Consider the following 24,993-nt stretch of genomic DNA (forward strand, 5'->3'; position numbering starts at 1 on the left):
GTGAGACGAGGGGGAGGCAATGACGACCGAAGCCGTCATCGAACCGACGTACGGCAACTGGCGTCGGCCGCGCCGGGCCGGGCTGGGCCCGCTCGGCCTGGTCGGCACGGTCGGGGTGTTCGGCGGGCTGGTGCTGGTGCTGCTGGCCTCGCTGGCGTCGCTGCAGGCGGCGTTCGTGGTCGGCGTGCCGCTGGTGGTGGCGCTGCTGCCGATGGCGGTCCGCACCCAGGACGGCCGCAACATGTACCAGCTGCTGACGTTGCGGATCGGCTGGTCGCGCCGGGTGTCCCGGCGGGAGCACCTGTACGTCTCCGGGCCGCTCTCGGCGCGACCGGGTGGCCGGTTCCCGCCGCCCGGCCTGCTCAGCGGGGTGCTCGCCCGGGAGGGCCGGGACGCCTACGACAGGCCGTTCGGGGTGCTGCACCACAAGAGCCGCAACCTCTACACGATCGTGCTGCGGTGCGAGCCCGACGGCGGGTCGCTGGTCGACCCGGAACAGGTCGACACGTGGGTGTCGCTGTGGGGGGAGTGGCTGTCCCGGCTCGCCCACGAGCCGGGGCTGCGGGGGGCGTCGGTGGTGGTGGAGACCGCCCCGGACCCGGGCACCCGGCTCGCGGCGGAGGTGCTGCCCCGGCTGGACGCCGCCGCTCCCGCCGCCGCGCGCGCGGTGCTGGAGGAGGTGGTCGAGGACTACCCGTCGGCGTCGTCGGAGATGAACTCGTACATCACCCTCACCTACGCCCCGGTGGGCGGGCCGCGACGCGATCCGGAGGACGTGGTCACCGACCTGGCCATCCGGGTGCCGAGCCTGCTGACCGGGCTGATCGGGGCCGGTGGCGGTGTCGCCGAGCCGCTGTCGGCCGAGCAGATCGCCGAGGTGGTCCGGGTGGCGTACGACCCGGCGTGCGCCGCCGAGGTGCTCAGCGTCCGGGCCGAGCACGGGCAGACCGGGCTGGAGTGGGCCGACTGCGGGCCGGTGGCCGCGGTCGAGTCGGTGGACGCCTACCAGCACGACTCGGGGGTTTCCCGGACCTGGCTGCTCACCCTGGCTCCCCGGGGCACGGTGCGCTCCAGTGTGCTGCGCACCATGCTCGACGCGTCCGCCGGCACCCGCCGTAAGCGGGTGGCGCTGCTCTACCGGCCGATCGACCCGGCGACCTCGGCCCGGATCGTCGAGGCGGACCGGCGTACGGCACAGTTCATGGCCACCTCCGGGCGGGGCATGGTGCAGGCACGGGCCGCCGCCGAGGTCCGCGCCGCCGAGCAGGCCGCCGCCGAGGAGGCCACCGGGGCGGGGCTGGTGGAGTTCTCGCTGATGCTCACCGTCACCGTGGACGACCGGTCCCAGCTCGACGACGCGTCGGTGCTGGTCCGCAACATGACCGGGGCGACCCGGATCGCGATGCGGCCGGCCCACCGGATGCAGGCGGCGGCGTTCACCTGCACCCTGCCGGCCGGAATCCTTCCGTGGGAGCAGACCGTGCTGCCACACGAACTCCAGGAGGCGATGTGAGCGGCGCACCTGTCGTCCGCGCGGACGGGCTCGGGGCGGGCTGGCCGGCCGGGACCTCGGGGGCGCGGACCGCGCTGACCGGGCTGGTCGGCGACCCGGACGACGGGGCCCCCGTACCGCCGAAGAACACCAGGCCGCCCCGGCCCCGCCGGGAGCTGCCCGCCTCGGCGCGGGGGTGGGAGGGGCCCGGCGGCGGGCGGGTCGGCTATCTCGACGCGCCCACCATGTGGCGGGCCACCACCGTGCAGGCGTGCGGGCTGTGGCCGTTCTCGGCCGGCTCGGGGGCGCCGATGTCCGGGGTGCCGCTGGGTCAGCACCTCTACACCGGCGCCACGGTCTGCGGTGATCCGATCTCCTGGTTCACCCGGGCCCGCTACATCTCCAACCCGTCGCTGTTCATGTTGGGCATGCCCGGCCTGGGCAAGTCGACCCTGATCAACCGGATGGCGGTGGGCCTGGCCGCGACCGGCGTGGTGCCGCTGGTCCTCGGCGACCTCAAGCCGGACTACGCGGACACCGTGCGCGCCCTGGGCGGGCAGGTGATCCCGATCGGGCGTGGCGTCGGCGGGATCAACGTGCTGGACCCGGGGGCGATGGGGCTGGCCGCCGAGCGGATCGGCGGCCGGGCCGGCCGGGCGCTGGCCGCCGAGACGCACGGCCGGGTGCTGAACATGGTGGCGGCGCTGCTGACCATCGTGCGCGGTCGGGCCCTGGACGACCACGAGCAGTCGGTGCTCTCGGCCTGCCTGCGGCACCTGCGTGAACACACCCCGCAGGGCCGGGCCCCGCTGCTGCCGGACCTGCTGCGGGTGCTGGCGGAGGGGCCGGACCGGGTCCGCGCGGTGACCCTCGACCGGGGCCAGGAGAGCCGCTACCGCGACGCGGTGGACCCGCTGCACCGCTCGCTGCTGGGCATCCTCGACGGGGCGTTGGGCGACACCTTCGGCTCGACCACCTCCACCCGGATCGACCCGGACGCGCCGGCCGTGTGCATCGACATCTCCCGCATCGGCGAGTCCGACACCCAGCTCACCGCCGCGGCGATGCTGGCCGCCTGGTCCGAGGGGCTGGGCACGGTCGCCGCCTCGCACGCCCTGGCCGACGCGGGCCTGGCCCCGCGCCGCTGGTTCTTCACCATCCTGGACGAGTTGTGGCGGCCGCTGCGGGCGGCCTCCGGCATCGTCGACCGGATCGACGCGCTGACCCGGCTCAACCGGTCGCTCGGCCTCGGCGATGCCAAGATCACCCACACCCTCAAGGACGCCGAGGCGCTGGGTTCCGACGCCGACCGGGCCAAGGCGCGCGGTTTCGTGGAACGGGCCGGGATCGTCGCCTGCGCCGGACTGCCGGCGGCGGAGATGACCGACCTGGGCCGGGTGATCGGCCTGTCCAAGCGGGAGATCGAGCTGGTCTCCTCCTGGTCGTCGCCGCCGGGCTGGGCGAGCACCGGCAGCAACGAGGAGCCACCGGGGCGGGGCCGGTTCCTGATCAAGGTGGGTGGCCGGCCCGGCATTCCGATCCGGGTGTCCATCACCGACACCGAGCGCCGGCTGCACGACACCAACCAGCGCTGGGTGCAGAACGGCTACGCCGCCCAGCAGGCCGCCGAGCGGGCGGCGGCCCGGCAGGCGGTCTTCGAGGCCGAGGCGGAACTGGGCAACCTGGCCACCCGGCCGGAACTGGCCGCCGACGAGGTCGCCGCCGGCGAGCGGAGGTGGCGGGCGTGAGCCGGGCGTCGTCGGGCGCGCCCCGGGGGGCGGACCTGTTCTTCTGGGCGTTTTGCCTGGTGGTCCTCGCCAACGCGGCGCTGTTCACGGTCGCCTGGCTGGGCGGCACCCTGGGCGCCGCGGTGACCGGGCACGGCTGGCACCCGCCGCCGTTCACGCTCGGCGCGTACCTGGCGTTGATCTCCGGCGACACCGGCACGCTGTGGCCCGGCGCGTCGCCGTACGCGGTCTACGCCGGGATGCTGGTGGTGGCGCTGCTGCTGGTGGTGCCGGCGGTGCTCGCCGGACGCCGGCTGCTGGACCTGCGCGGGCGCGGCGTCGGGCTGGCCCGGGTGCGGGACCTGGCCCCGCTGACCCCCGCCGGGATCGCGGCCCGCGCCCGGGAGCTGCGTCCCTCGCTGGCCGGGGTGCGGCAGCTCAGTCCGGACGACACCGGCAACCTGCTCGGCGACCTGTCGCCCAACGGTCCGGAGCTGCGCTCCTCCTTCGAGGACGTGGAGCTGGACCTGATGGCCCCCCGGGCCGGCAAGTCCACAGGCATCGCGGTGCCCCGGGTGCTGCGGGCCCGGGGGGCGGTGCTGCTCACCTCCAACAAGTCCGACGTGTACGCGGTGACCCGCGCCGAACGGGAACGCGTCGGTACGGTATGGACGTTCGACCCGCAGGGCATCGCCCACGTGCCCCGACGGATGTGGTGGGACATCCTCGCCGACTGCACGAGCATCGAGGGGGCCCGCCGACTGGCCGGGCACTTCGTGGCGTCGGTCAACGACGACACCGCCAAGAAGGACTTCTGGATCTCGGCGGCGCAGAACACCCTGACCGCGCTCTTCCTGGCCGCCGCCCGGGGGCGGGCACCCGTCGCCGAGCTGCTCGGCTGGCTGGCCGACCCGGCCGACCGCACCCCGATCGACCTGCTGCGCGACGCCGGGCTGCCGGCGATGGCCGAGCAGCTCCAGGGCACCGTACGCGGGGCGGTGGAGACCCGCGACGGCATCTACGAGACGGCCCGGCAGTGCGTGGCGTGCCTGCTCGACCCGGAGATCCTGGCCTGGGTGTCCCCGGACCCGTACCTGCCGCAGTTCCGCCCGGAGCGGCACGTGCTCGGCCGGGACACCCTCTTCCTGCTCTCCAAGGACGGTGGTGGTTCGGCCGCCGGGGTGATCGCCGGCCTGGCCGACGCGACGCTGCGGGCGGGGGTGGTGGCCGCCGAACGGATGGGCGGCCGGCTCGACCCGCCGATGACGGCGGTGCTGGACGAGGCGGCGAACGTGTGCCGGATCTCCGACCTGCCGGACCTCTACTCGCACCTGGGATCGCGGGGGATCAACGTGGTCACCCTGTTGCAGAGCTACCGGCAGGGGTCACGGGTCTGGGGGGAGGCCGGGATGGACGCGCTGTGGGGCGCGGCCACCATCAAGCTGCTCGGCGCGGGCCTCGACGACGCCGACTTCGTGGAGAAGGTCTCCAAGCTGGTCGGGCAGCACGACGTGAGCACGGTCAGCGTCTCGCGCAGCCGGGACGGCTCGTCCCGGTCCACCTCGTACCGGCAGGAGCACGTGCTGCCGCCGGACCGGATCCGGGCCCTGCCGAAGGGGACCGCGCTGTTGCTCGCCACCGGCATCCGACCGGCGGTGATCACGCTGCGACCCTGGTACAAGGAGCCGGACGCGGGGCGGATCTCGGCACAGGCCCGGCAGGAGGTCGCGGCGATCACCGAACGGGCCGCCGGCAAGGCCACCGCGACGCCGTGGCAGGCGAACCGGCGAGAAACCCCCGCCGCCGGCTGAACCGGCCCGCCGAACCGGTCGTAAAGAGCGTGTCAACCGCTGGTCGAGCATCAAGGAGCCCAGGTGTCCTCACCCCATCAGCCGCCACCGGGCGGGACCGGAAGTCCCACCGGCAGCGAGAACTACAGCGTCCACTACCCGCCCACCCCGTCCGAGTCCGAGCCGCAGGTCGTCTACTCGCCGAGCGTCTACAGCCAGGTCAGTTACACCCCGGGGGCCTACACCCCGAGCAACTACAGCCAGGTCAGTTACCCCCCGGGCGCCTACACCCCCAGCAACTACAGCCAGGACGCCCCGAGCACCTCGTCGGTGCCGTCGGGCTACGGCCAGTACAGCGCGGCCGACTACCAGGCCGACGTGGGTCAGCCGTACAGCACGTCGACCTCCTCGGGTCGCAGCAGCCCCGGCCCGGGGGACTCGATCAGCGTCGAGTGGAACGAGAGGGAAACCAGCGAGCACTCGCTGGACAGCGGGAACCGGGTGATGACCCTGATCAAGGCGACCGGCAACTGGATCTACGAGAACGACGAGAAGATCGTCAACTTCGTGTCGATGGTCGCGTCGCCCGGGGTGCAGGGCGCCGCCGGGCTGCGGGGCAACGCGGTGGCCAACAGCGTGGGCCTGGCCCTGGCCGCCGGCCCCGGCGCGTACGTGGTGGGCAAGGAGGTGGTCAACTCGCTGCGCGCGGGCCGCCAGGGTGACCTGGTCCGGGCCGCCTACGGCGCGGTGGCCGCCGCGGGCGCGCTCACCTGGGGCGTCGGCTACGCGCCGGGTCAGGACACCACGGCCGGCAACTCGGGAGCCATCGTGCACGGGGTGGGCTCCGGGCTCATGGTCACCCGGGGTCCCCGGGAGCAGCCGAGGCGCTCCCACCAGGACACGGAGTCCCGGGGGGAGATCGCCGACACCGCCAGTTCGCACCGCAGGAGCGGGGTCACCTCCCGCAACCACACGTCCCGCAACCACACCTCCCGCACCAGCGGCCGGGACAGCGGCTCGTCGCACGAGTCGGTGAGCCGGCGCAACGTGTCCGACCGTACCCGTGACCACCACCGGCGCGGCGGTGGCGGCAGCAGCGGTGGCTCCGGGATCGTCCGGTAGGTCACGCCGGCCGTGACCGGCCAGGTCGGGGTGCCGCCGCGTCCAGGGACGTGGACCGGCGGCACCCCGACGGCGTGGTGGGTGGGCGGCACACCCCGACCCCCCACCCACCACCCGCACCGGCCGTAGCCGGTCTGCCGGCCCGCTCCGCCGGGGCGGGCCGGCAGCGGGTCAATCGGCCGGCAGGGTGAACCGCCAGCGTCGTGCGCGCAGCACGGGCGCGACCCGGTCGACCGCCGCGACGCTCTGGCTGCGGTCCCCGCCGCCGTCGTGCAGCAGCACCACCGCGCCGGGGGTGACCCCGTCGAGCAGCCGGCGGACGAGCTCGTCGGTGCCCGGCGGCTCCCAGTCCCCGACGGCCAGCCGCCACCCGAGCGGTCGCATGCCCAGTGCGGCGGCCACCGCCGGGGTCGCCCCCCAGGCCCCGTAGGGGGCCCGGAAGTACCGGATCCGGGCCGCCGGCACGGCCCGCCGGATGACCTCGTTGGTCTCCCGCAGGTCCGCCTCGATCCGCTCGGCCGACCAGGTGGTCATGTCGTCGTGGTGCATGCTGTGGTTGCCCAGGTGGTGGCCGTCGGCCACGATCCTGCGCACCACCTCGGGGTGGGCCTCGACCTGCCCGCCGCAGAGGAGGAACACGGCCGCGATCCGGTGCCGCCGCAGGACGGTGAGCAGGCGCAGGGTGTCGGCGGGGTTCGGGCCGTCGTCGAAGGTGAGGCTGACCGTCCGCCCGCCGCCCCGGGCCGTGTCGAGGATGTCGGCGCCCACCGGCCGACCTACCGGCGCGGCTTCGGCGTCGCCCGCATCCGCACGTACGGCGGTCCGGCGTAGATCAGGTCGGCCTTCATCACCTGGTACGCCCGCTTGGGCTGGTAGTTCTCGTCGTAGATGGTGGCCAGGCCCTGCGGCGGGTCGTCGAAGGTGCCGGGCACCCAGGAGTGCCGGTCGGTGAAGCCCCAGACGGTGAACGACAGGCAGCGCGGCTCGGCCAGGCAGGCCTGCAACAGCACGTGGAAGTTCGCCGCCGACGCCTGGAGCCGTGGGTTGATCTCCTCCGAGTCGCCGGCCTGCACCCCGTCGGTCAGCCGGCTGCGCACGTCGACCTCGGTGAACGCGGTGGACAGCCCCAGCCCGGCGAACCGGTGCAGCGCGTCGGCTACCTGGAGGGTGTCGTAGTTGCCGTACTGGGTGCCCAGGTGGCCCTGGCTGCCGACCCCGTCGATCGGCACGCCCCGGGCCAGCAGGCCCTTGACCATGTCGTAGACGAACTGGGTCTTGTCGTTGGCCGGGTTGCCGGAGCCGAACGCCTCGATGTTGTAGTCGTTGTAGAACAGCAGGGCGGTCGGGTCGGCGGCGCGTGCCCAGCGGAACGCGTCCGCCACGTAACCGGGGCCGAGGTGCTCGGCCCAGAACCCCTTGTAGTGCAGGGTGGACGGGGTGTCCCAGGGGTCGCTGACGGCCTCGTTGACGACGTCCCACTGCCAGATCCTGCCCCGGTAGCGGCTGGCGACGGTGGTGATGTGCTTGCGCAGGATCGACCGCAGCTCGGTGTTGTCGATGGAGCCGTCGGCCACCCCGTCGGTGAGCCACTTGGGCAGCTGGCTGTGCCACACCAGCACGTGACCCCGGACCTTCTGGCCGTTGCGTCGGGCGGTGGCGACGAGGTCGTCGGCGGCCTTCCAGTCGTAGGTGCCCCGGGTCGGCTCCAGGGACTCCCACTTCATCACGTTCTCGGCGGTGACGGTGGAGAACTCGTCGCGCACGATCTCCCGGTAGCGGGGCTCGGCGGGGTCGGCGAGGGCGGCCATGTCGACCGCGGTGCCGACGTACAGGCCGTGGCGCTGGCCCAGGGCACGTAGGCTCTGCGCGGTCGGGTCGTACGGCCGTTCGGCGGCGGCCGGTACGGCGTTCAACACACCGGCGGTCGCGACGGCGACCAACCCGGCGGCCATCCACCGTCTGAGCATCATCTGCGTTCCTTTCCCGAGGCGCGTCGACGGGTCGACGGCGGCGAGGTGGGTGGGGCGCGGTGCGGCCACCGCTGTGTGCGGGCGACGGCCGCGCCGGAAGCTACCGATAGTCGACTATCGATTTCCGGAAGTCGACTGGAACGTTACGAGCGCGGGACCCGCCGGTCAACCATCGATACTTCCGGAACTCCTGGTCACACCGCCGGTCGTGCGTCGCAACGTTTCGACCCGACCGGGACCCGGGCACGACCACGACCGGCCCCACCGGAGCCGGTCGTGGTGCGGTCGGTCGTGCTGCGCCGGTCAGTGCTCCCGGTAGGTGGCCCGGTCGAAGTCGGCGTACCCGCCGTCGCCGCCGAGATCCTGCACCCAGAGCCCGAGGAACGCCCCGGTGAACCCCCAGGCGGCCGGCTCGCCGTCGATGATCAGCGCGGCGTGCTCGTCGGAGAGGATGGTCGCGTCCAACTCGACCGGGAGCTGCTGCCAGCCGGTACCCAGGTCGTAGCCGAAGCGCACCACCGGCCCGTCGAACTCGGCGCGCAGGCCGACCCGGGTGACGCCGCCGGTGTCCACGGTCAGCTCCGGGTGGGCGGTACGCCGACCGTTGTCGGAACTGAGCAGCTCCAGCACGGTACGGCCGTCGTCCGCGCGGGTCAGGTAGAGGTGGTGCCAGTTCAGGGTGTTGTAGTAGGCGGTGATCCCGGCGAGCTGACGGTGGTCGACCGGGTCGAACTCGACGACGGTCTCCAGGGCGCACCGGGTCGCGCCGACCCGGCGGGCGACCAGGCTGGGGGCCTGACGCCCCACCGGCGACTGCCCACCGTGGACCCGCAGGTGCGACGGGCGGGAGCGCAGGTCGATCCAGTCCGGGGTGGCCGGCCGGCGCAACGTCGACCACGCCGTGCCCAGCTCGTCGGCGTCGAAGTCGTCGGTGTCGGGTTCCGCCGGCCACGGGTGCGCCGGCAGGTCGGGGGCGTCGACCTCGTCGGCGGGCACCCCGCCGGGAATCCGGGGCCAGCCCCCCGCGGGCCACTCGACCCGCTGGATCGCGGTCTCCCGGCCCAGCACGCAGCTGCCCAGCGGGGAGTAGGGGCGACCGACCAGGTGGGCGAGGTACCACCCGCCGTCGGGGGTGCGGACCAGGCTGCCGTGGCCGGCCTTCTGCAACCGCAGGTCGGGCCGGCCGACCGAGGTCAGCAGCGGGCCGTCCGGGTCCACCTCGTACGGTCCGAACAGCTCGCGGGAGCGGGCCACGGTGACCTGGTGCTCCCAACTCGTGCCGCCCTCCGCGGTGATCAGCCAGTACCAGCCGTCGTGGCGGTAGAGGTGCGGGCCCTCGGTGACCCCGACCGGGGTGCCGGTGAACAGGATGCGGGGCCGGCCGACCAGGCGGCGCGCCTCCCGGTCGTACTGCTGGATCTCGATGCCGCCGAAGCGGTCCCGGCCGGGCCGCCAGTCGGCGCTCATGGCCAGCAGCCAGGTGGTGCCGTCGTCGTCGTGGAACAGCGCGGCGTCGAAGCCGCGCCCGTGCAGCTTCACCGGGTCCGACCAGGGGCCGGTGATGTCGGGGGCGGTGATCAGGAAGTTCTGCGGGTCCCAGTAGCCGCTGGCGAAGCTGGCCACGTCGCTGTAGACGAGGTGGAACTGCCCGTCGTGGTAGGTCAGGTCGGGTGCCCACACACCGTTGGAGTCGCCGCAGCCGCGCAGGTCGAGCAGGCGGCGGTCGGTGATGATCCCGCCGAGCGGTCGCCAGTGCACCAGGTCGCGCGAGTGGTGCAGGCGGACCCCGGGGTACCACTCGAACGTCGAGGTGGCCAGGTAGTAGTCGTCGCCGACCCGCAGGATCGACGGATCCGGGTGGAACCCGGCGAGGACGGGATTGCGGATCGACCGGGCAGCGGTCGCCACTTCAGCGGTGTCGGTCGACACGTGCACTCCTCGGGCAGCTCTCGAAACTTTCGGAATCAGGGCCGTAGTCGGTGAAGCCCTGCACACGCTAGCCGTTTTCGCCGCGATAGGACAGAGGGCTTGACCCGCGTGGAAACAACTCGTAGCGTGCCCGCCATCGATCGGTAATACCGGCGACGCTCTGAAAGTTCCGGAGATACACGTTTCGAAACCCGCCGGCCCGGCCGGCGCCCGAGCACCTCGTGAGTCCCTGAAGGGATGGATCATGACAGCGCACCTCTCCCGCAGATCGCTGCTCGGCCTCGTCGGCGCCGGCGCCGGCGCCTACCTGCTCAGCGGCTGCAGCGACGACGCGTCCGACGACCCGGACGCGCCCCAGACGATCAACTGGTGGCACATCCAGAACACCGAGCCGATGCTGCCGGTCTGGGCTGCGGTGGCCCAGGAGTACCAGAGCGCGCACAGCAACGTGAAGATCGAGATCCAGCCGCTGGAGAACGAGGCGTTCAAGGCCAAGCTGACCACCGCCACCCAGGCCGGCTCCCCGCCGGACCTGTTCCAGTCCTGGGGTGGCGGGGTGCTCAAGCAGCAGGTCGACGCGGGCCTGGTCAAGGACCTCACCGAGACCATCGCCCCGTGGAAGGACGGCCTGCTGCCGCTGTCGCTGGAGCCGTACACCGTGGACGGCAAGATCTACGGGGTGCCGTTCGACATCGGCATGGTCGGCTTCTGGTACAACAAGGACCTCTTCGCCAAGGCGCAGATCGCCGCGCCGCCGGCCACCTGGGCCGAGCTGCTCGACGTGGTCCGCAAGCTCAAGGCCGCCGGGATCACCCCCGTGGCGCTGGCCGGCAAGGACAAGTGGCCGGCCCACTTCTACTGGGCCTACCTGTCCATGCGCATCGGCGGGCTGGGCGCACTCCAGCAGGCCGCCAAGGACAAGAACTTCGAGACCCCGGACTTCGTGGCCGCCGGCGAGCGGTTCAAGGAGCTGATCGACCTCCAGCCGTTCCAGAAGGGCTTCCTCGGCGCCGAGTACGGCTCCCCGGACGGCCAGGCCGCCACCATGGGTAACGGCGGTGCCGCGCTGGAGCTGATGGGGCAGTGGGCGCCGTCGGTGCAGGCGTCCAGCTCGACCAGCAAGAAGGGGCTCGGCGACAAGCTCGGCTTCTTCCCGTTCCCGGCCGTCGACGGCGGCAAGGGTTCGGCCACCGAGGTCTTCGGCGGTGGCAACGGCTTCGCCGTCGGCAAGGACGCCCCGCCGGCCACCATGGACTTCCTCAAGACCCTGCTCAGCGTCGACGTGCAGCGGCGCAGCACCAAGACCGGCGCGGTGCTGCCGACGGTCAAGGAAGCCACCGACGCCGTCGCCGACCCGAACAACAAGGTCGTCGCGCAGACGCTGGCCGCCGCCACCGGCTTCCAGCTCTACCTGGACCAGGCGTACCCGCCGGCCGTCGGCCAGCAGGTCAACGACAGCGTCGCCGCCCTGGTCGCCGGCAGCAAGTCACCCGCGCAGATCCTCAAGGACATCACCCAGGTGGCGAAGACCCAGTAGTGACGTCCCACCCCCACCGATCACCAGCCGCCGGCGAGAACTGAGTGGAGCAGGCATGACCACGCCATCGATCCTGTCGAACGCGGGACCCGGCGGCCGAGTGACCGAACCGTCGGGGCCGGGGCCGGGCGGCGTACGCCGTACCGGCCGCCGGCCCCGGCCGGGCCGTCGCCGGGCCCTGGCCGTCTTCCTGACCCCGTCCCTGCTGCTGTTCCTGCTGCTGGTGCTGACCCCCATCGTGGTGGCCGGCTACGCCAGCCTCTATAAGTGGAACGGCTTCGGTCTGCCCGAGAACTTCATCGGGCTGGACAACTACACCCGGGCCTTCGGCGACCCGGTGTTCCGGGGCGACCTGTGGCACGGGCTCGTGCTGATCGTGCTCTCCCTGGTCGTCCAGCTGCCGGTCGCGATGGGTCTGGCGATGCTGCTCAACCAGCCGCTGCGGGGACGCGCGATCTACCGGGTGATCTTCTTCGCCCCGTACGTGCTCTCCGAGGTCACCACCGCGGTCCTGTTCAACCTGGTGTTCTCGCCCAACCGGGGGTTCGGCGACGCGATCTCCCGGTTCCTGGGGGCCGACGCGGGGGCCGTGTTCGCCGACCCGGACACCGTCCTGTACGCCGTCTTCCTGGTGGTCTCCTGGAAGTACTTCGGCCTCTACATGATCCTCTTCCTGGCCGCCCGGCAGAGCATCCCCAAGGAACTCGACGAGGCGGCGGTCACCGACGGGGCCAACGCGTGGCAGGCGTTCCGGCTCGTCACCCTGCCGCTGCTCGGGCCGACCATCCGGATCAGCGTGTTCCTGTCGGTCATCGGCACCATCCAGCTCTTCGACATGGTCTGGGTGCTCACCGGCGGCGGCCCGATCCACGCCTCGGAAACCATGGCCGTGACGATGTTCCAGTTCGGCTTCCGCCGCTTCGAGGTCGGCTACGCCAGCGCGATCAGCATCGTCATGTTCCTGCTGAGCCTCGTCTTCGCCCTCATCTACCAGCGCATCGTCCTGCGGCGCGACACCGAGGGCGCCCTCACCGTCCAAGGAGACCAGCGATGACCAGCCCGGCGACCCCGGCCCAGCGGGCCCGCCGCCTCCTGCTGCACCTCATCTCCATCGCCGTCGGCGCGCTCATCGTGGTGCCGGTCTGGTTCGGGGTGATCGGCGGGTTCAAGGACAACGGGCAGCTCTCCACCAACCCGCTCGGCCTGCCCGACCCGTGGGTGCCGGGCAACTACGTCGAGATCTTCACCGCCGGGGTGTTCTGGCGCAACGTGGGCAACAGCGTCTTCATCGCCGTGGCCAGCACGTTCGTCGTGGTCGCCGCGGCGGCGATGGCCGCGTTCGTGTTCGCCCGCTTCGCCTTCCGGGGTCGGGAGTTCCTGGTCACCCTCTTCGCGATCGGGCTGATGTTCCCGTTCGCGGTGGCGATCCTGCCGCTGTTCATCCTGCTGCGCGGGATGGGCCTGCTGGACAACCCGCTCGGGGTGATCCTGCCGCAGGCCGCCTTCGGCCTGCCGATCACCATCATCATCCTGCGGCAGTTCTTCCGGACCATTCCCGGCGAGGTCGAGGAGGCGGCGACCCTCGACGGTTGCGGTCCGTTCGGGTTCTTCTGGCGGGTGCTGCTGCCGATGGCCCGGCCCGCCCTGGCCACCGTGTCGGTGCTGGCCCTGGTGAGCAGTTGGAACAACTTCATGCTGCCGCTGGTGGTGTTCACCGATCAGAGCTGGTGGACCCTGCCCCTCGGGGTCCAGGCGTTCCAGGGGCAGTACTCCGACGACACCGCGAAGGTGCTCGCCTACGTCGTGCTGTCGATGATCCCGGCGCTGGGCTTCTACGCCATCGCCGAACGTCAGCTCATCGGTGGGCTCTCCGGCAGCGTCAAGGGGTGACCCCGACCTGCTGCGATAGCCTTCTGCGACCGTAGTTCCCCCGACCGAAAGGGCGACCGTGGGCTCCGAAAACGGCAGGAACGTCACCATCGCGATGATCGCGCGGTTGGCGGGCGTCTCCGTGCCCACGGTCTCCCGGGTGATCAACGGCCGGTCCGACGTCGCCCCGCAGACCCGGGAACGGGTGGAGGAACTGCTCACCCGGCACGGCTACCGTCCCCGCTCGGCGGCGCGACGCACCCAGTCCGCCCTCATCGACCTGGTCTTCAACGACCTGGACAGCCCCTGGGCCGTGGAGATCATCCGTGGGGTGGAGGACGTCGCGCAGGCCAGCGGGGCCGGCACGGTCGTGTCGGCCATCCACCGGCGCACCTCGTCGGCCAAGCAGTGGCTGGACAACATGCGTACCCGCTCCACCGAGGGGGTCATCTTCGTGACCTCGATGGTGGAGCCGCCGTTGCAGGCCGAGCTGCGCCGGCTGCGGCTGCCGGTGGTCATCGTCGACCCGGCCGGGGTGGCCCCCCAGGAGGCCCCCACCATCGGCGCCACCAACTGGGCGGGCAGCCTGCGCGCCAACCAGTACCTGCTCGGCCTCGGTCACCGGCGGATCGGCTTCATCGCCGGCCCGCCGCAGCTGATGTGCAGCCGGGCCCGGATGGACGGCTACCGGGCCGCGCTCGACGCCGCCGGCCTCGCCGTCGACGACCGGCTGGTGCGGCCCGGCAACTTCTACCACGAGTCCGGCTACACCGCCGGCATGCACCTGCTGGGCCTGCCCGAACCGCCCACCGCGATCTTCGCCTCCAGCGACCAGATGGCGCTCGGCGTCTACGAGGCGGTCCGCAAGCGTGGCCTGCGGGTGCCCGACGACGTCAGCGTGGTGGGCTTCGACGACCTGCCGGAGGTCCGCTGGTGCTCGCCGCCGCTGACCACGATCCGGCAACCGCTGGCCGAGATGGGCATGTTGGCCGCCCGTACCGTGCTGCGGCTGGCCCGGGGCGAGACGATCGAGAGTCCACGCATCGAACTCGCCACCGATCTGGTCGTCCGCGACAGCGCCGCGGCACCGCGTAACCGCTGATCCGACCCGCCGTCGGCGATCGGTCGGACGGCGGCGTGCCGCGCCCGGCAGGGCTGGCCCGGAGTCCGGCCGGCCGGTCATTGCATCGACAGTCATCGAATGCCAGACTGTTCTGACGTCGTCACGCTCGGGAGCCAGCGTGACCACTCGCGCGTCGATCCGTCGGGGCACGCGGGGCGGCTGCGCCATCCCGCGCCGGGCAGTCCGTGACGGTGACCACCGGCCGGTCGCCCCCGCCCGTCGGCAGGACCGTCCGGCACCACCCGGCCCACGGCAGCCATCGGTCGCGCAGAGATCACCCCACCCCTCACCGCCCGGCACCCCAGGCCCGTCCCGGCCGCCGGTGCCCCCGCAACCCCCTCGGAGGTACGGATGCTCCGCACGCTCGGCGTGGTGCTGGCGACCACGACCCTGACCCTGGCCGGTTGGGCCGGCACGCTCACCGGCGCCCAGGCCCAGCCGGCGCTCTCGGCCACCCCCCTTCCCACCCCCACCTACGCGTGCCCCCCGGCGCTGCCGGTATCCGGGCAGTTCGTGTCGGCCAGCGCCACGAGCATCACCGTCCGGTACTCGATGATCATGACGCCGCCGTGCGGCTACGACCCGCCGATGACCCTGGTCCTCTTCGCCAGCCAGGCCGACGCGGTGGCCTGGCTGAACCCGGTGGCGTCGGCGGTGTCCGGTCCGGAACGGCAGGGGGAGATCACGGTCACCGGGCTGACCCCGGACAGCGACTACTGGTACCGGTTCAGCGCCGGGGAGAAGCACGACCCGTACGTCATCAGCGGGCCGGTCCGGACGCTGCCGGCCGGGTCGGCGTCGTGCCGGGCGACGATCATCGTCGACAACCGCTGGACCGGCGGGTTCGCCGCCACGGTCACCGTGCGCAACACCGCCGAGCAGACGCTCAACGGCTGGCAGGTCAGCTGGCGGTGGTACGGCGACGAGCGCATCTCGGCCCTCTGGAACGGCGTGCTCAGCACCTCCGGCGCCGATGTCACGGTGCGCAACGCCTCCTGGAACGGCACGCTGGCCCCGGGCGCCAGCACGACGTTCGGCATGCTCGTCTGGACCAACTCGCCGGCCGCGCTGACGCTGAACTGCGGTCGGTGACCGTCGGCCGGCAGGCCACGGCCGCGCCGGCCCGCGGGTGCACCGCACGGGACCGAGGTCCGCACCGGCGTGCCGCCGCCCACCGGGGTGGCGGCACGCCGTCGGTCCGGCCCACCGCCCGGCGACCCGTCAGGCGGCCAGCGACCGCCTGATCCGCGCGTACTCGGCGGCCATCTCCGGCGTGGCCAGGAAGTCGTCGAGCGCGGCCGAGACCCGGTAGTCGACCTCCTCGACGGAGCGCAGGGCGAGTTCGTGCAGCTCGCCGCGCCGGTGCTCCTCCAGGTAGCTGGTCCAGTGTTCGAGGGCCGACAGGGCGATCAGCAGGCCGGGGTCCATGTCGCCGTCGGCGAGGATACCCTCGTCGACGCGGTCGAGGTGGGCGCGCAACTCGCTCGCGCCGGCCGTGGTGATCCGCTCCCGCGCCGCGGTCAGCGCCGCCCAGGCGTCCTCGTCCAGGTCGTCCCCGCCGGCCTCGTCGATCAGGTCGGCCTCCAGCAGGCGGGTGACCGTCGCCAGCCCGAAGGCGTGCAGGGCGTCCTCGTCGGCCGCGTCGACCAGCTCACGGATGGCCGCTTCGCACTCGTCGTATCGCACCGCGCCAGGGTAGTGGCCGGTCGGCGGGCCACCGACGGTGGCCCGCCGACCGGGACGCGGGTTGCTACGGCCGCCAGCGGATGTTCGGGTTCACCTGGCCGGTCCAGTTGAAGACGGCCATGTTGTCCCACTGGTTGCCGGTGCCGTTGATGTTCGCCGGGTCCCACCCGTTGCCGGGCACCGCGTACCAGGTCGGCTCCCAGTAGAAGACGCCGATCGCGCCGGCGTTGCGGGCGGTGTCCTGCACCCAGGAGAACTCGGTGGCCTGGCCGGTCCAGCTCGCCTGGTGCCCCGCACAGGGTTCGGTGCCGTTGATCGCGTTCGGCTCGTTGTCGGCGTTCGCGGCGGTGAAGGGGTACGCCGTCTCGGTGAGCACCACCGGCTTGCCGTACCGGGTGCGGACGTCGGTGATGACGTTGTAGAGGTTGGCCAGCGTGCCGTGCCACATGCAGTAGTACGACAGCGCGGTCAGGTCCCACTGCACGCCCTTGGCCCGGATGCCGTCGTAGAACCAGCGGGCGTGGTCCATGCTGTCCGCGTTCGCGGTGTGGATGATCACCTGGGTGCCGCCGTTGCACGCCTTGGTGGCCTGGTATCCGGCCTTGAGCAGCAGACTGAGGTTGGTGAAGTCGTTGTTGACGACCTTGCCGTCGTTCCACAGCATGCCGACGTTGATCTCGTTGCCGATCTGCACGCTGTCCGGCGTGGTGCCCTGGTTGCGCAGGCTGGTGCACACGTCGGAGGTGTAGTTGTAGACGTCGCTCTGGAGCTGGCCGATGCCGTGGTTGGCCCAGGCGGCCGGCTTGTACTGCTTGCCCGGGTCGGCCCAGGTGTCGGAGTAGTGGAAGTCGATCATCAGCTTGAGGCCCTTGGCCTTGACCGTCCTCGCGTACGCCAGCACCTTGGCCTTGTTGTTCCAGCCGCTGGCCGGGTTGTTCCAGACCCGCAGCCGGACGTAGTTGACGCCGACGCCCTTGAGGATGTCGAGCGGGTCGCGGGCGGTGCCGGCGGCGTCGTAGTACCGCGCGCCGAGGTCCAGGCTGCGCTGCACGGAGGAGACGTCCGCGCCGAGCATGGTCAGGGTGTTCGCGGCCGACGCCGACGTCGGCGGGCCGAGCAGGGCGGCGGGCAGGGCGACCGCCGCGAGGAACGCGACGGCCCAGGCCCGCAGGTGGGATCGGTACGGAGTCATCCGGACCTCCTCGGTGGTGGGGTGGGGGTGACCTGGGGGCGTCGGGACGGCGACACCAATAGACGAGCATGACTATACCGGGGTGGGATCGGGCTGCCGACGCGCGAGCGGGCCACCCGGAAAGACCCGGATGGCCCGCCTGCGTCACCGACGCGTCAGAGGTTCAGGCTCCAGCTGTTGAGGTAGCCGGTGTCCAGGCTCGCCGCGTCCTGCACCCGCAGCCGCCAGGCGCCGTTCGCCACCTCCGAGGAGAGGTTCACGGTGTACGTCTGGTCGATGTTGTCGGTGCTGCCCCCGGAGCGGTTCTGCAGCGTGTACACGCTGCCGTCCGGGGCGATCAGGCTGACCACGAGGTCACCGATGTAGGTGTGCACGATGTGCACCTCGACCTTGCTCGTGGTCGACGGGGTCGCCGCGCAGCCGCTGATCACGATGGTGCTCTCCACCGTCGAGTTGTCGGCGATCGGCACGTCGGTGCCGTTGCTGCCGGAGCAGCCCGGCAGCCCGTTCACCGTCACGTTCAGCGTGGTCGTGCGGGCCACCGAGGGCGCGGTGCCCACCACCGTGATCGGCACCGTGCCGCTGCCGGCGGTGGCGGCGGCGGTGACCGTGACGGTGGTCGACCCGCCGGCGGTGACCGACGTGGGGGAGAACGACACGCTCACCCCGGCCGGCAGCGGGCCGGTCGAGAAGGTGACCGTCTCGGCGGTGCCCCGGATGACCGTGGTGGTGACGGTGGCGGTGGCCGAGGTGCCCGGGTCGACGGTCACCGTCGCCGGGGCGACCGCGACGGTGAAGTCGTTGGCGGCGCACGACTCGGTGCCGGTGACGTTCACCGCGGTCCAGGCGGCCATCACGGCCTTGTACTCGGTGCTGCACAGGCCGTACAGGTCGGTGGCGGCCGACAGGGTGTGCAGCCGCGCGGTGTTGGTCGGCTGGGCGGTGTTCACGTAGCGGGTGTTCGACACGAAGTACGCGTCCAGCGCCCGGAACCAGATCTTCTCCGCCTTCTCCCGGCCGATCCCGGTCACCGGCGGGGCCGACCCGCACAGCGGCGAGGTGCCGTACGGGGTGACGCCGGAGCCCTCGGCCAGGTTGAAGAAGAAGTGGTTGGCCACGCCCGAGGAGTAGTGCACGTCGAGGCTGTTGGTGCTGGTCGACCAGCAGCCGTGCGACGACCCGTCAAGCGTCGGGTTGTACATGTAGCGCAGCGGCGCGCCGGTGCCCCGGATGTCGATCTTCTCGCCGACCTCGTAGTCGCCGGGGTCGACCGGGGTGTTCGCGTAGAACTCCACCATGTTGCCGAAGATGTCGCTGGTGGCCTCGTTCAGGCCGCCGGACTCGCCGGAGTAGGTCAGGCCGCCGGGGACCACGTTCTCGGTGACGCCGTGGGACATCTCGTGGCCGGCCACGTCGAGGGCGACCAGCGGCTTGGCGTTGCCCGCGCCGTCGCCGTAGGTCATCTGCGCGCCGTCCCAGAAGGCGTTGACGTACGCGTTGCCGTAGTGCACCCGGCTCGGCACGCCGGTGCCGTTGCCGAAGATGCCGTTGCGTCCGTGCACCTCGGTGAAGTAGTCGAAGGTCGTCGCCGCGCCGAAGTGGGCGTCGACGGCGGCGGACTGCCGGTTCGAGGCCGCGCCGGTGCCCCACACGTTGTCGGCGTCGGTGAAGGTGGTGCAGGTCGACGTGCCGTTGTTCATGTCGCAGGTGCGGCCGTTGCCCCGGGTCGGGTCGATCATGCTGTACGTGGCCCCGGACTGGGTGGTGTCGATCGCGACCGGGCCGGCGTAGATGCTGTTGCCGGTGCCGACGACGGACTCGATCTCGTCGTAGGAGCCGATCCGGGCGCCGGTGATCGCGTCGCTGATCACGTGCAGCCTCGAGGGGGTCTGCCCGTCGGGCGCCCAGCCGGTGACCACGGTCTCCCAGGCCAGCCGGCCGGTGCCGCTGCTGGCGTCGACGAACAGCTCCGCCGCGCCGGTGCCGGTGATCCGGCCGGAGAACGCGGTGGTCGCCGCCTTGCTGGCCTTGGCGGCGCTGACCTTCGGGGTGGTGGCGAGGCTCAGCGGCGCGGCCAGGCCGACCGAGCTGCCGGCGTAGTCACCGTCGGCCCCGGTGCGGATGACGACGTCCCCGCCGTAGACGCGGAGCCCGTCGTAGGTGCGGGTGTAGCGGACCGCGCCCCGGCCCTGGGCGTCGCGCCTGCTGCTGTGCACGGCGTAGCGGTCCTTCGCCGACGACCTGACGTCGCGGGAGTGCTCCTTGAGCGCGGTGTCGGCGGCGGCGACCAGCGTTGGTCCCGGAGCGGCGGGCGGAGCGGCGGACGCGCTCGTGGTGGTGACCACGAGACCACTGCCGACCAGCATGGTGACGCCGGCCAGCGCTAGGGCTGATCTCAAACTGACCTCCCCGATCCGAGATGCTTTCGCATCTTTCGATGACGCGATCATCGTCGGCCGTGGAGAGTCTGGGAAGACGGTTGTCGATGGATAACCATACCGAGTTGTCCATCTTCCCCAGGCGATGACCGCCGGGGTGTTCCGTCCCGGTTACGGCTGGAACACCCCGGCAACACTCGCCGGACCGGTCAGCGCAGACCGGCGAACAGGTCGTCCTCCGGCAGCGCCGCCCCGGTGGTGTCGCGGACCCGGACGAAGGTCTCCCGGCCCATCAGCTCGACGAACCGGTCCCGGCCCATCCGCAGGAAGAAGATGTTCTCGGTCTGGCTGGCGTGGGCGGCCAGCGCGTCGAACTTCTGGTTGCCGTAGCTGCTGGTGTCCACCCAGGTGGTGATCTCGTCGTCGGGCAGGCCGAGCTGCGGGCCCGGCCCGTCCGCGCCCGGCGTCTCCTCCGGCTCGGCCCACTCGACGCCCAGCTCCTTCATCACCCGGCCGAACTCCGCGAACGCCGTGTGCGGCACGGTGGTCCAGTAGACCTTCGCCGGGACGTCGGTCATCTCGACGGCGGCCATGGTGATCCGGTGGGCCTGGATGTGGTCCGGGTGGCCGTAGAAGCCGTTCTCGTCGTAGGTGACCACCACGTCCGGCCGGTACCGGCGGATCAGCTCCGCCAGCCGCTGCGCCGCCTCCGCCACCGGCGTGTTCCAGAACGCTCCGGGCAGCTCGTTGGTCGACCAGCCCATCATCCCGGAGTCGGCGTAACCGAGCGTCTCCAGGTGACTGACCTTCAACGCCGCGCAGCTCGCCTCCAGCTCTGCCTGCCGCATCGCCACCACGGCGGCCGGGTCGTGCCCCTGCTCGCCCGGCTTGACCCCGCCGGGGCCGTCACCGCAACCACCGTCGGTGCAGGTCACCAACACCGTCGTGATGCCCTCCGCCGCATACCGGGCCAACACGCCACCGGTGCTCGTCGCCTCGTCGTCGGGGTGCGCGTGCACCGCCATCAGGGTCAGACCTCGCTCAGCCATGCCCTCACCCTAGGCGGCCCGACCGACAACGGTGCGTGCCGGCCCGGTGGGGAGCCGACCGTCGGCGTCCGCCGGTCCCGCCGTTCCCGGTCGCGCACCGTCACCCGCGCGCGTCACCGGGACGACGCGCGCGGGGGCCCCGGTAGATAATGGACGCCATGACCACCACCTGGAACGTCCCGGGTCTGCCGTTCGCGCTGTCGCCGTCGCCCGAGGCGGCGTGGACGATCGCCGGGGCGGACGGCGTGGTGACCGGGTCGGCGGCCCCGCGCAGCGACATCTTCATCGACCCGGCGGCGGGCGACCCGGCCGCCGGGTCGACGCTCGACGCGGCGACCCTGCTCGGCCCGCCCCCGGACGGCGACTTCCAGTTCAGCGCCCGGGTCACCGTCGACTTCGCGGCCACCTACGACGCCGGGGTGCTGCTGCTCTGGGTCGACGAGCGGCACTGGGGCAAGCTCTGCTTCGAACTCTCTCCCGACGGCGAACCGATGATCGTCTCCGTGGTCGCCCGGGGCGTCGCCGACGACGCCAACGCCTTCGTCGTCGACGCCCGCACGGTCTGGCTGCGGGTCTCCCGGATCGACCACGCGTTCGCGTACCACGCCTCGCTCGACGGACGGACCTGGCGGATGGTCAGGTACTTCAGCGTCGACGGCGCGGCCACCGCCGCCAGGATCGGCCTGGAGGCGCAGTCGCCCACCGGCGACGGCTGCCGGGTCGTCTTCGACGACATCCGCTTCACCCGCGACCGGCTGACCGACCTGCGGAACGGCTCCTGACCCGGGCCCCGGTCGCGCCGGGCGGCCGGGGACGTTCGACCCGCACGGCGTCGCCCCGGACGAGTTCGTCGTGCAGGCGTCGGCGGGCGGCGGTGACGGCGCGGCCGGCACGCGCATCGTCGTCGGCGAGGCGCTGCCGCAGCAACCGCAGGGCGGCGGCGCGGTTGAGACCGAACTGCCGTTCGGTGTCCACCACGACGACGGTGCCGGAGGGGCGGTGGGTCGCCCGCGCCGCCGTGCTCACCTTGTTCCGGCGCTGACCCCCCGGCCCACCGGTCCGGCAGGCGACGACGTGCACGTCGGCCTCGACGAACGCGGTGGTCGGGGTGTCCACCCGGCACGGTCGGGCGGTGACGTACCAGTTCTTCCGGCCGGTCGTCGCCCGGTACGGGCTGGCCGCCTGCCAGCACAGGGTGCCCGTCCACCCGGCGGCGAACCCCGCCACGTCGGGTCCGTCGAGCCGGACCAGGACCGACCGGTAGGTGCCCGGTCGGTCGCCGGCGACGGATTCGACCCGGCGGCTGTCCACCCCGTGCCGGGCGGCGTCGGCGTGCAACCGGTCCAGCAGCCGGGCCACCGCCCAGGCGCACTCCTGTGGGCCGCGCCCGGCCGACAGGAGCAGGTGGACGCTCACTCCCGACCCCGCCGACGCCCGTCCCGGTGGGTCGGCCCGAGGTCGGGCGTCTTGTAGGTGACCAGCGGGAGGGTACTCGCCACCGGGGTGGCCAGGTCGTGCGCGACGAGGTCGGCGACCACCTGCTCGATGCGCTTGTAGGCCGTCGGTGCCTCCTCGAACAGCAGTTGCCGGTCGCCGCACACCACCAGCGAACCCACCGGCGTACGCCGCAACTGCGCGACGGTGTGCTTGGCCCGGCCCCGGCGCAACGCGTCGGCGCGGGACATCTTGCGACCCGCGCCGTGCGCCACGGAGTGGTTGGCCGCCGGGCCGGCGTGCCCGGCCACGAGGTACGACGGGGTGCCCCGGGTGCCGGCGACCAGCACGTCCCGGCCGTCGCCCGGGGCCGCCCCCTTGCGGTGCAGGTACTCGCCGTCACGGACCTCGACCAGGTTGTGGCACTGGTCCACGACCGGCTCGGTGGGCGCGGCCCCCAGGGCGTGCGCGACCCGGGCGGCCAGCACCCGCCGGTTGAGTGCGCCCCAGCGGACAGCCTCGTCGTGCCGGGCCAGGTAGCCCGCCGGGTCCGGGGCCGGCCCCGCGCCGTGCGCCCCGGTGTGGGCCCGCAGGATCCGCTCGCCCAGGCCCCGCGAGCCGCTGTGCACGATGAGCACGAGGTCACCGGCGGTGAGCCCGAGCCGGGCCGCGTGGTCCGGCTCGAGGACGGTGTCGATCCGGGCCAGTTCGACGAAGTGGTTGCCCCGTCCGACCGTGCCGAGCCCCTCGACGTGGCCGGCGGGCGGCTCGCCGGGGACGACGGCCCAGGCCGGGTCGTCGGGGTCCGGCGACCGGTCCAGGTCCGGGAACCGGGCGGCGATCCGCTCGGGTACGGCCCGCTTCAGGCCGATCGGGAACACGGCGATGCCGCACCCGATGTCGGAGCCCACCAGGTGCGGGTAGAGCACGGTCGACGCCATCGCCGCGCCGATCGGGGCGCCCTTACCGGGGTGCAGGTCGGGCATGGCGGCGACGTGCCGCATGCCGTCGAGGGCGGCCACCTGGTGGCACTGCCGGACGGCGTCGGACTCGATCCAGCTCTCGGGGGAGGCGAAGACGGTGACGGTGGCCGTGGCCGTGGCCGTGGCCGTGGTCAGGGACGGGGACGGGGACGGCAGGGAGTGCGGTGGGAACACGGACGCTCGTTTCGGGGTGACGGGAACGACGGACGGCACGCGGCGGCACGGTGGCAGCCGGCGGCACGACGGCTCGCGACGGCGTCACGGCGTGCCGCGGCGCGGCACGGGCGTGCGGGTGCGGGCGTGCGGGGTGCGGGGGTGTCCGTCAGTACGTCATGCCCGCCAGCCTGGCCCACCGGACCGCTTCCGCCAACCGGTTTTCGCCCCGGCCGCTCAGCCGACCGGTGTCCCCAACGGGTCGGCGAGCAGCCTGGTGAAGCCGAGTTCCGCCGCGCCGACCAGGGTGGCGTCGTCGCCGAGGGCGGACACCCGCAACTGCGCCCGGGTACGCGAGACCGGCAGGACGTTGACGGCGATCCGCTGCCGTACGTGCGCCGCCGATCCCCGGTACACCTCCCGCAGCATCCCGCCGAAGATCACCATGCCGGGGTTGAACAGGTTGATCACGTTCGCCACCCCGATGCCGAGCCAGTCGCCGACGGTCCGCAACGCCTCCCGGGCGGCCGGGTCGCCGCGGTCCGCCGCGTCGACCACCTCCCGGACCGCGCCCCGGCCGATCCGGTCGGCGGGCCGACCCGCCGCGTCGAGCAGCGCCCGCTCGCCGACCTCCGCCTCCAGGCAGCCGCGTGAACCACACCCGCACGGTCTGCCGTCGTACGGGTTGACCAGCATGTGACCGACCTCGGAGCCGTACCCGCCGTCGCCGCCGAGCAGGTCGCCACCGACGATGATCCCGCCGCCGACCCCGACGTCGCCGTGCAGGTAGACCAGGTTGTCCACCCCGACACCCACCCCGCGCTGGTGCTCGGCCACCGCGCCCAGGTGGGCCTCGTTACCGACCAGGACCGGCAACCCGAGATCGAGCCGGCGGGCCAGTTCCGCGCCGAACGCCTGGTCCACCCAGCCCATGTCCGGCCCGAAGCGGACCATCCCGTCGCCCGGCCGGATCATCCCGCAGTACGACGCGCCGATCCCGACGCAGGTCGCCCCCGACGCCGCCGTGGCGTGCAACTGCCGCCCGAGGTCGGCCAGCACCCGCACGACGGTGTCCAGATCGGCGCCCGCGCGGGCCCGGTGCGCCTCGCGGCGGTCCTGGATCGACCCGCCCAACCCCACCCGGGCCGCGACCAGCCGGTCCACCGCGATGTCGAAGGCGAGCACGTACACCCGGTCGGCGGCCGGCCGGACCACCAGGGACGGCCGCCCGGCCCGCCCGGTCAGCTCGGGAAAGCCCTCCCGTACCAGGCCGGCCGCGACCAGGTCCGTGGTGAGCGCCAGGACCGTGCTGCGGTTGACACCCAGCCACTCGGCCAGCCCGGCCCGCGACACCGGGCCACCGAGATGCACCCGCCGCAGCAGCGCCCCGAGGCTCCGGCGGCGACTGTCACCCGGCGACTGCCCGTCCACGGTGGGACTTCTCGGCATCACGCGGCGGACCCTGTCGATCGGCGGTTGGCTACCCGTCGAGGGTAGTGGCGTCGACGACCGCCGGCCACCTCGCGTACCCGGCCGGTGACCGTGCCCACGGTCTGCCG

The 24,993-nt window shown here is 72.7% G+C and carries 20 protein-coding genes; 10 read left to right on the forward strand and 10 right to left on the reverse strand.

Features of this window, described 5'->3' with window-relative positions; all coding sequences use genetic code 11:
• Positions 1–19 precede the first annotated feature (19 nt).
• The 4 genes from ACN268_RS04325 to ACN268_RS04340 all read left to right on the forward strand — a co-directional run bounded on the left by ACN268_RS04325 (position 20) and on the right by ACN268_RS04340 (position 6,131).
• On the forward strand, positions 20–1,513 hold the full coding sequence (locus ACN268_RS04325) for an SCO6880 family protein (RefSeq protein WP_421481834.1): 1,494 nt from the start codon (positions 20–22) through the stop codon (positions 1,511–1,513).
• Complete coding sequence (locus ACN268_RS04330; RefSeq protein ID WP_421481835.1) at positions 1,510–3,240, forward strand: ATP/GTP-binding protein; 1,731 nt, start codon at positions 1,510–1,512, stop codon at positions 3,238–3,240. Before ACN268_RS04325 ends, ACN268_RS04330 begins: the two co-directional genes overlap by 4 nt.
• Entirely contained in the window at positions 3,237–5,030 is a 1,794-nt protein-coding gene (locus tag ACN268_RS04335; RefSeq protein ID WP_421481836.1) for a type IV secretory system conjugative DNA transfer family protein, read from the forward strand. The genes ACN268_RS04330 and ACN268_RS04335 overlap by 4 nt, the downstream gene beginning before the upstream one ends.
• 63 nt (positions 5,031–5,093) lie before the next feature.
• Positions 5,094–6,131 carry a hypothetical protein gene (locus ACN268_RS04340; RefSeq protein ID WP_421481837.1) on the forward strand — a complete coding sequence of 346 codons (1,038 nt, stop codon included), beginning with the start codon at positions 5,094–5,096 and terminating at the stop codon, positions 6,129–6,131.
• Positions 6,132–6,302: 171 nt separating this feature from the next.
• Here the strand turns inward: ACN268_RS04340 and ACN268_RS04345 are convergent, their stop codons facing one another.
• The 3 genes from ACN268_RS04345 to ACN268_RS04355 all read right to left on the reverse strand — a co-directional run bounded on the left by ACN268_RS04345 (position 6,303) and on the right by ACN268_RS04355 (position 10,030).
• Positions 6,303–6,899 (reverse strand): polysaccharide deacetylase family protein, encoded by a 597-nt coding sequence (locus tag ACN268_RS04345; RefSeq protein WP_421481838.1) that lies wholly within the window; start codon positions 6,897–6,899, stop codon positions 6,303–6,305.
• A gap of 8 nt (positions 6,900–6,907) precedes the next feature.
• A complete protein-coding gene (locus tag ACN268_RS04350) occupies positions 6,908–8,101 on the reverse strand; it encodes an endo-1,4-beta-xylanase (RefSeq protein WP_421481839.1) in 1,194 nt (397 codons plus the stop codon).
• Positions 8,102–8,404: 303 nt separating this feature from the next.
• The gene (locus ACN268_RS04355; protein ID WP_421481840.1) at positions 8,405–10,030 is read right to left on the reverse strand and encodes a glycoside hydrolase family 43 protein; all 1,626 of its coding nucleotides are present in this window, start codon (positions 10,028–10,030) and stop codon (positions 8,405–8,407) included.
• A gap of 244 nt (positions 10,031–10,274) precedes the next feature.
• On the opposite strand from ACN268_RS04355, the gene ACN268_RS04360 reads away from it, so the two are divergent.
• The 5 genes from ACN268_RS04360 (at position 10,275) to ACN268_RS04380 (ending at position 15,651) form a co-directional block, all read left to right on the forward strand.
• Complete coding sequence (locus tag ACN268_RS04360; protein WP_421481841.1) at positions 10,275–11,567, forward strand: extracellular solute-binding protein; 1,293 nt, start codon at positions 10,275–10,277, stop codon at positions 11,565–11,567.
• Positions 11,568–11,622: 55 nt separating this feature from the next.
• Positions 11,623–12,621 carry a carbohydrate ABC transporter permease gene (locus tag ACN268_RS04365; protein ID WP_363655293.1) on the forward strand — a complete coding sequence of 333 codons (999 nt, stop codon included), beginning with the start codon at positions 11,623–11,625 and terminating at the stop codon, positions 12,619–12,621.
• Positions 12,618–13,457: a carbohydrate ABC transporter permease gene (locus tag ACN268_RS04370; protein ID WP_421481842.1), complete on the forward strand. Its 840-nt coding sequence runs from the start codon at positions 12,618–12,620 to the stop codon at positions 13,455–13,457. The genes ACN268_RS04365 and ACN268_RS04370 overlap by 4 nt, the downstream gene beginning before the upstream one ends.
• 94 nt (positions 13,458–13,551) lie before the next feature.
• A complete protein-coding gene (locus tag ACN268_RS04375) occupies positions 13,552–14,538 on the forward strand; it encodes a LacI family DNA-binding transcriptional regulator (RefSeq protein WP_363793472.1) in 987 nt (328 codons plus the stop codon).
• Positions 14,539–14,910: 372 nt separating this feature from the next.
• Entirely contained in the window at positions 14,911–15,651 is a 741-nt protein-coding gene (locus ACN268_RS04380) for a cellulose binding domain-containing protein (protein WP_421481844.1), read from the forward strand.
• Positions 15,652–15,780: 129 nt separating this feature from the next.
• Here the strand turns inward: ACN268_RS04380 and ACN268_RS04385 are convergent, their stop codons facing one another.
• The 4 genes from ACN268_RS04385 to ACN268_RS04400 form a co-directional block, all read right to left on the reverse strand.
• Complete coding sequence (locus tag ACN268_RS04385) at positions 15,781–16,245, reverse strand: hypothetical protein (RefSeq protein ID WP_421481845.1); 465 nt, start codon at positions 16,243–16,245, stop codon at positions 15,781–15,783.
• A gap of 64 nt (positions 16,246–16,309) precedes the next feature.
• A complete protein-coding gene (locus tag ACN268_RS04390) occupies positions 16,310–17,437 on the reverse strand; it encodes a glycoside hydrolase family 53 protein (protein ID WP_421481846.1) in 1,128 nt (375 codons plus the stop codon).
• A gap of 155 nt (positions 17,438–17,592) precedes the next feature.
• On the reverse strand, positions 17,593–19,836 hold the full coding sequence (locus tag ACN268_RS04395; protein WP_421481847.1) for a M4 family metallopeptidase: 2,244 nt from the start codon (positions 19,834–19,836) through the stop codon (positions 17,593–17,595).
• A gap of 188 nt (positions 19,837–20,024) precedes the next feature.
• Complete coding sequence (locus ACN268_RS04400; protein WP_421481848.1) at positions 20,025–20,864, reverse strand: PIG-L family deacetylase; 840 nt, start codon at positions 20,862–20,864, stop codon at positions 20,025–20,027.
• Positions 20,865–21,022: 158 nt separating this feature from the next.
• Here ACN268_RS04400 and ACN268_RS04405 point away from each other — a divergent pair, with 158 nt between their 5' ends.
• Positions 21,023–21,646 carry a DUF1349 domain-containing protein gene (locus ACN268_RS04405; RefSeq protein WP_421481849.1) on the forward strand — a complete coding sequence of 208 codons (624 nt, stop codon included), beginning with the start codon at positions 21,023–21,025 and terminating at the stop codon, positions 21,644–21,646.
• On the opposite strand, the gene prfH is transcribed toward ACN268_RS04405, so the two are convergent.
• From prfH to ACN268_RS04420, 3 genes are all read right to left on the reverse strand, one after another.
• The gene (gene prfH / locus ACN268_RS04410; protein WP_421481851.1) at positions 21,606–22,280 is read right to left on the reverse strand and encodes a peptide chain release factor H; all 675 of its coding nucleotides are present in this window, start codon (positions 22,278–22,280) and stop codon (positions 21,606–21,608) included. The two genes, ACN268_RS04405 and prfH, sit on opposite strands and share 41 nt — an antisense overlap.
• Positions 22,277–23,437, reverse strand: a complete 1,161-nt coding sequence (locus ACN268_RS04415; RefSeq protein ID WP_421486804.1) for an RNA ligase RtcB family protein — start codon at positions 23,435–23,437, stop codon at positions 22,277–22,279. Before ACN268_RS04415 ends, prfH begins: the two co-directional genes overlap by 4 nt.
• 234 nt (positions 23,438–23,671) lie before the next feature.
• Positions 23,672–24,883 carry an ROK family protein gene (locus tag ACN268_RS04420; protein WP_421481853.1) on the reverse strand — a complete coding sequence of 404 codons (1,212 nt, stop codon included), beginning with the start codon at positions 24,881–24,883 and terminating at the stop codon, positions 23,672–23,674.
• Between the last annotated feature and the right edge of the window lie 110 nt (positions 24,884–24,993).

The organism is Micromonospora sp. WMMD735 (genome assembly GCF_049178995.1).
In the GTDB taxonomy this organism is placed as follows: Bacteria; Actinomycetota; Actinomycetes; order Mycobacteriales; family Micromonosporaceae; genus Micromonospora; species Micromonospora wenchangensis.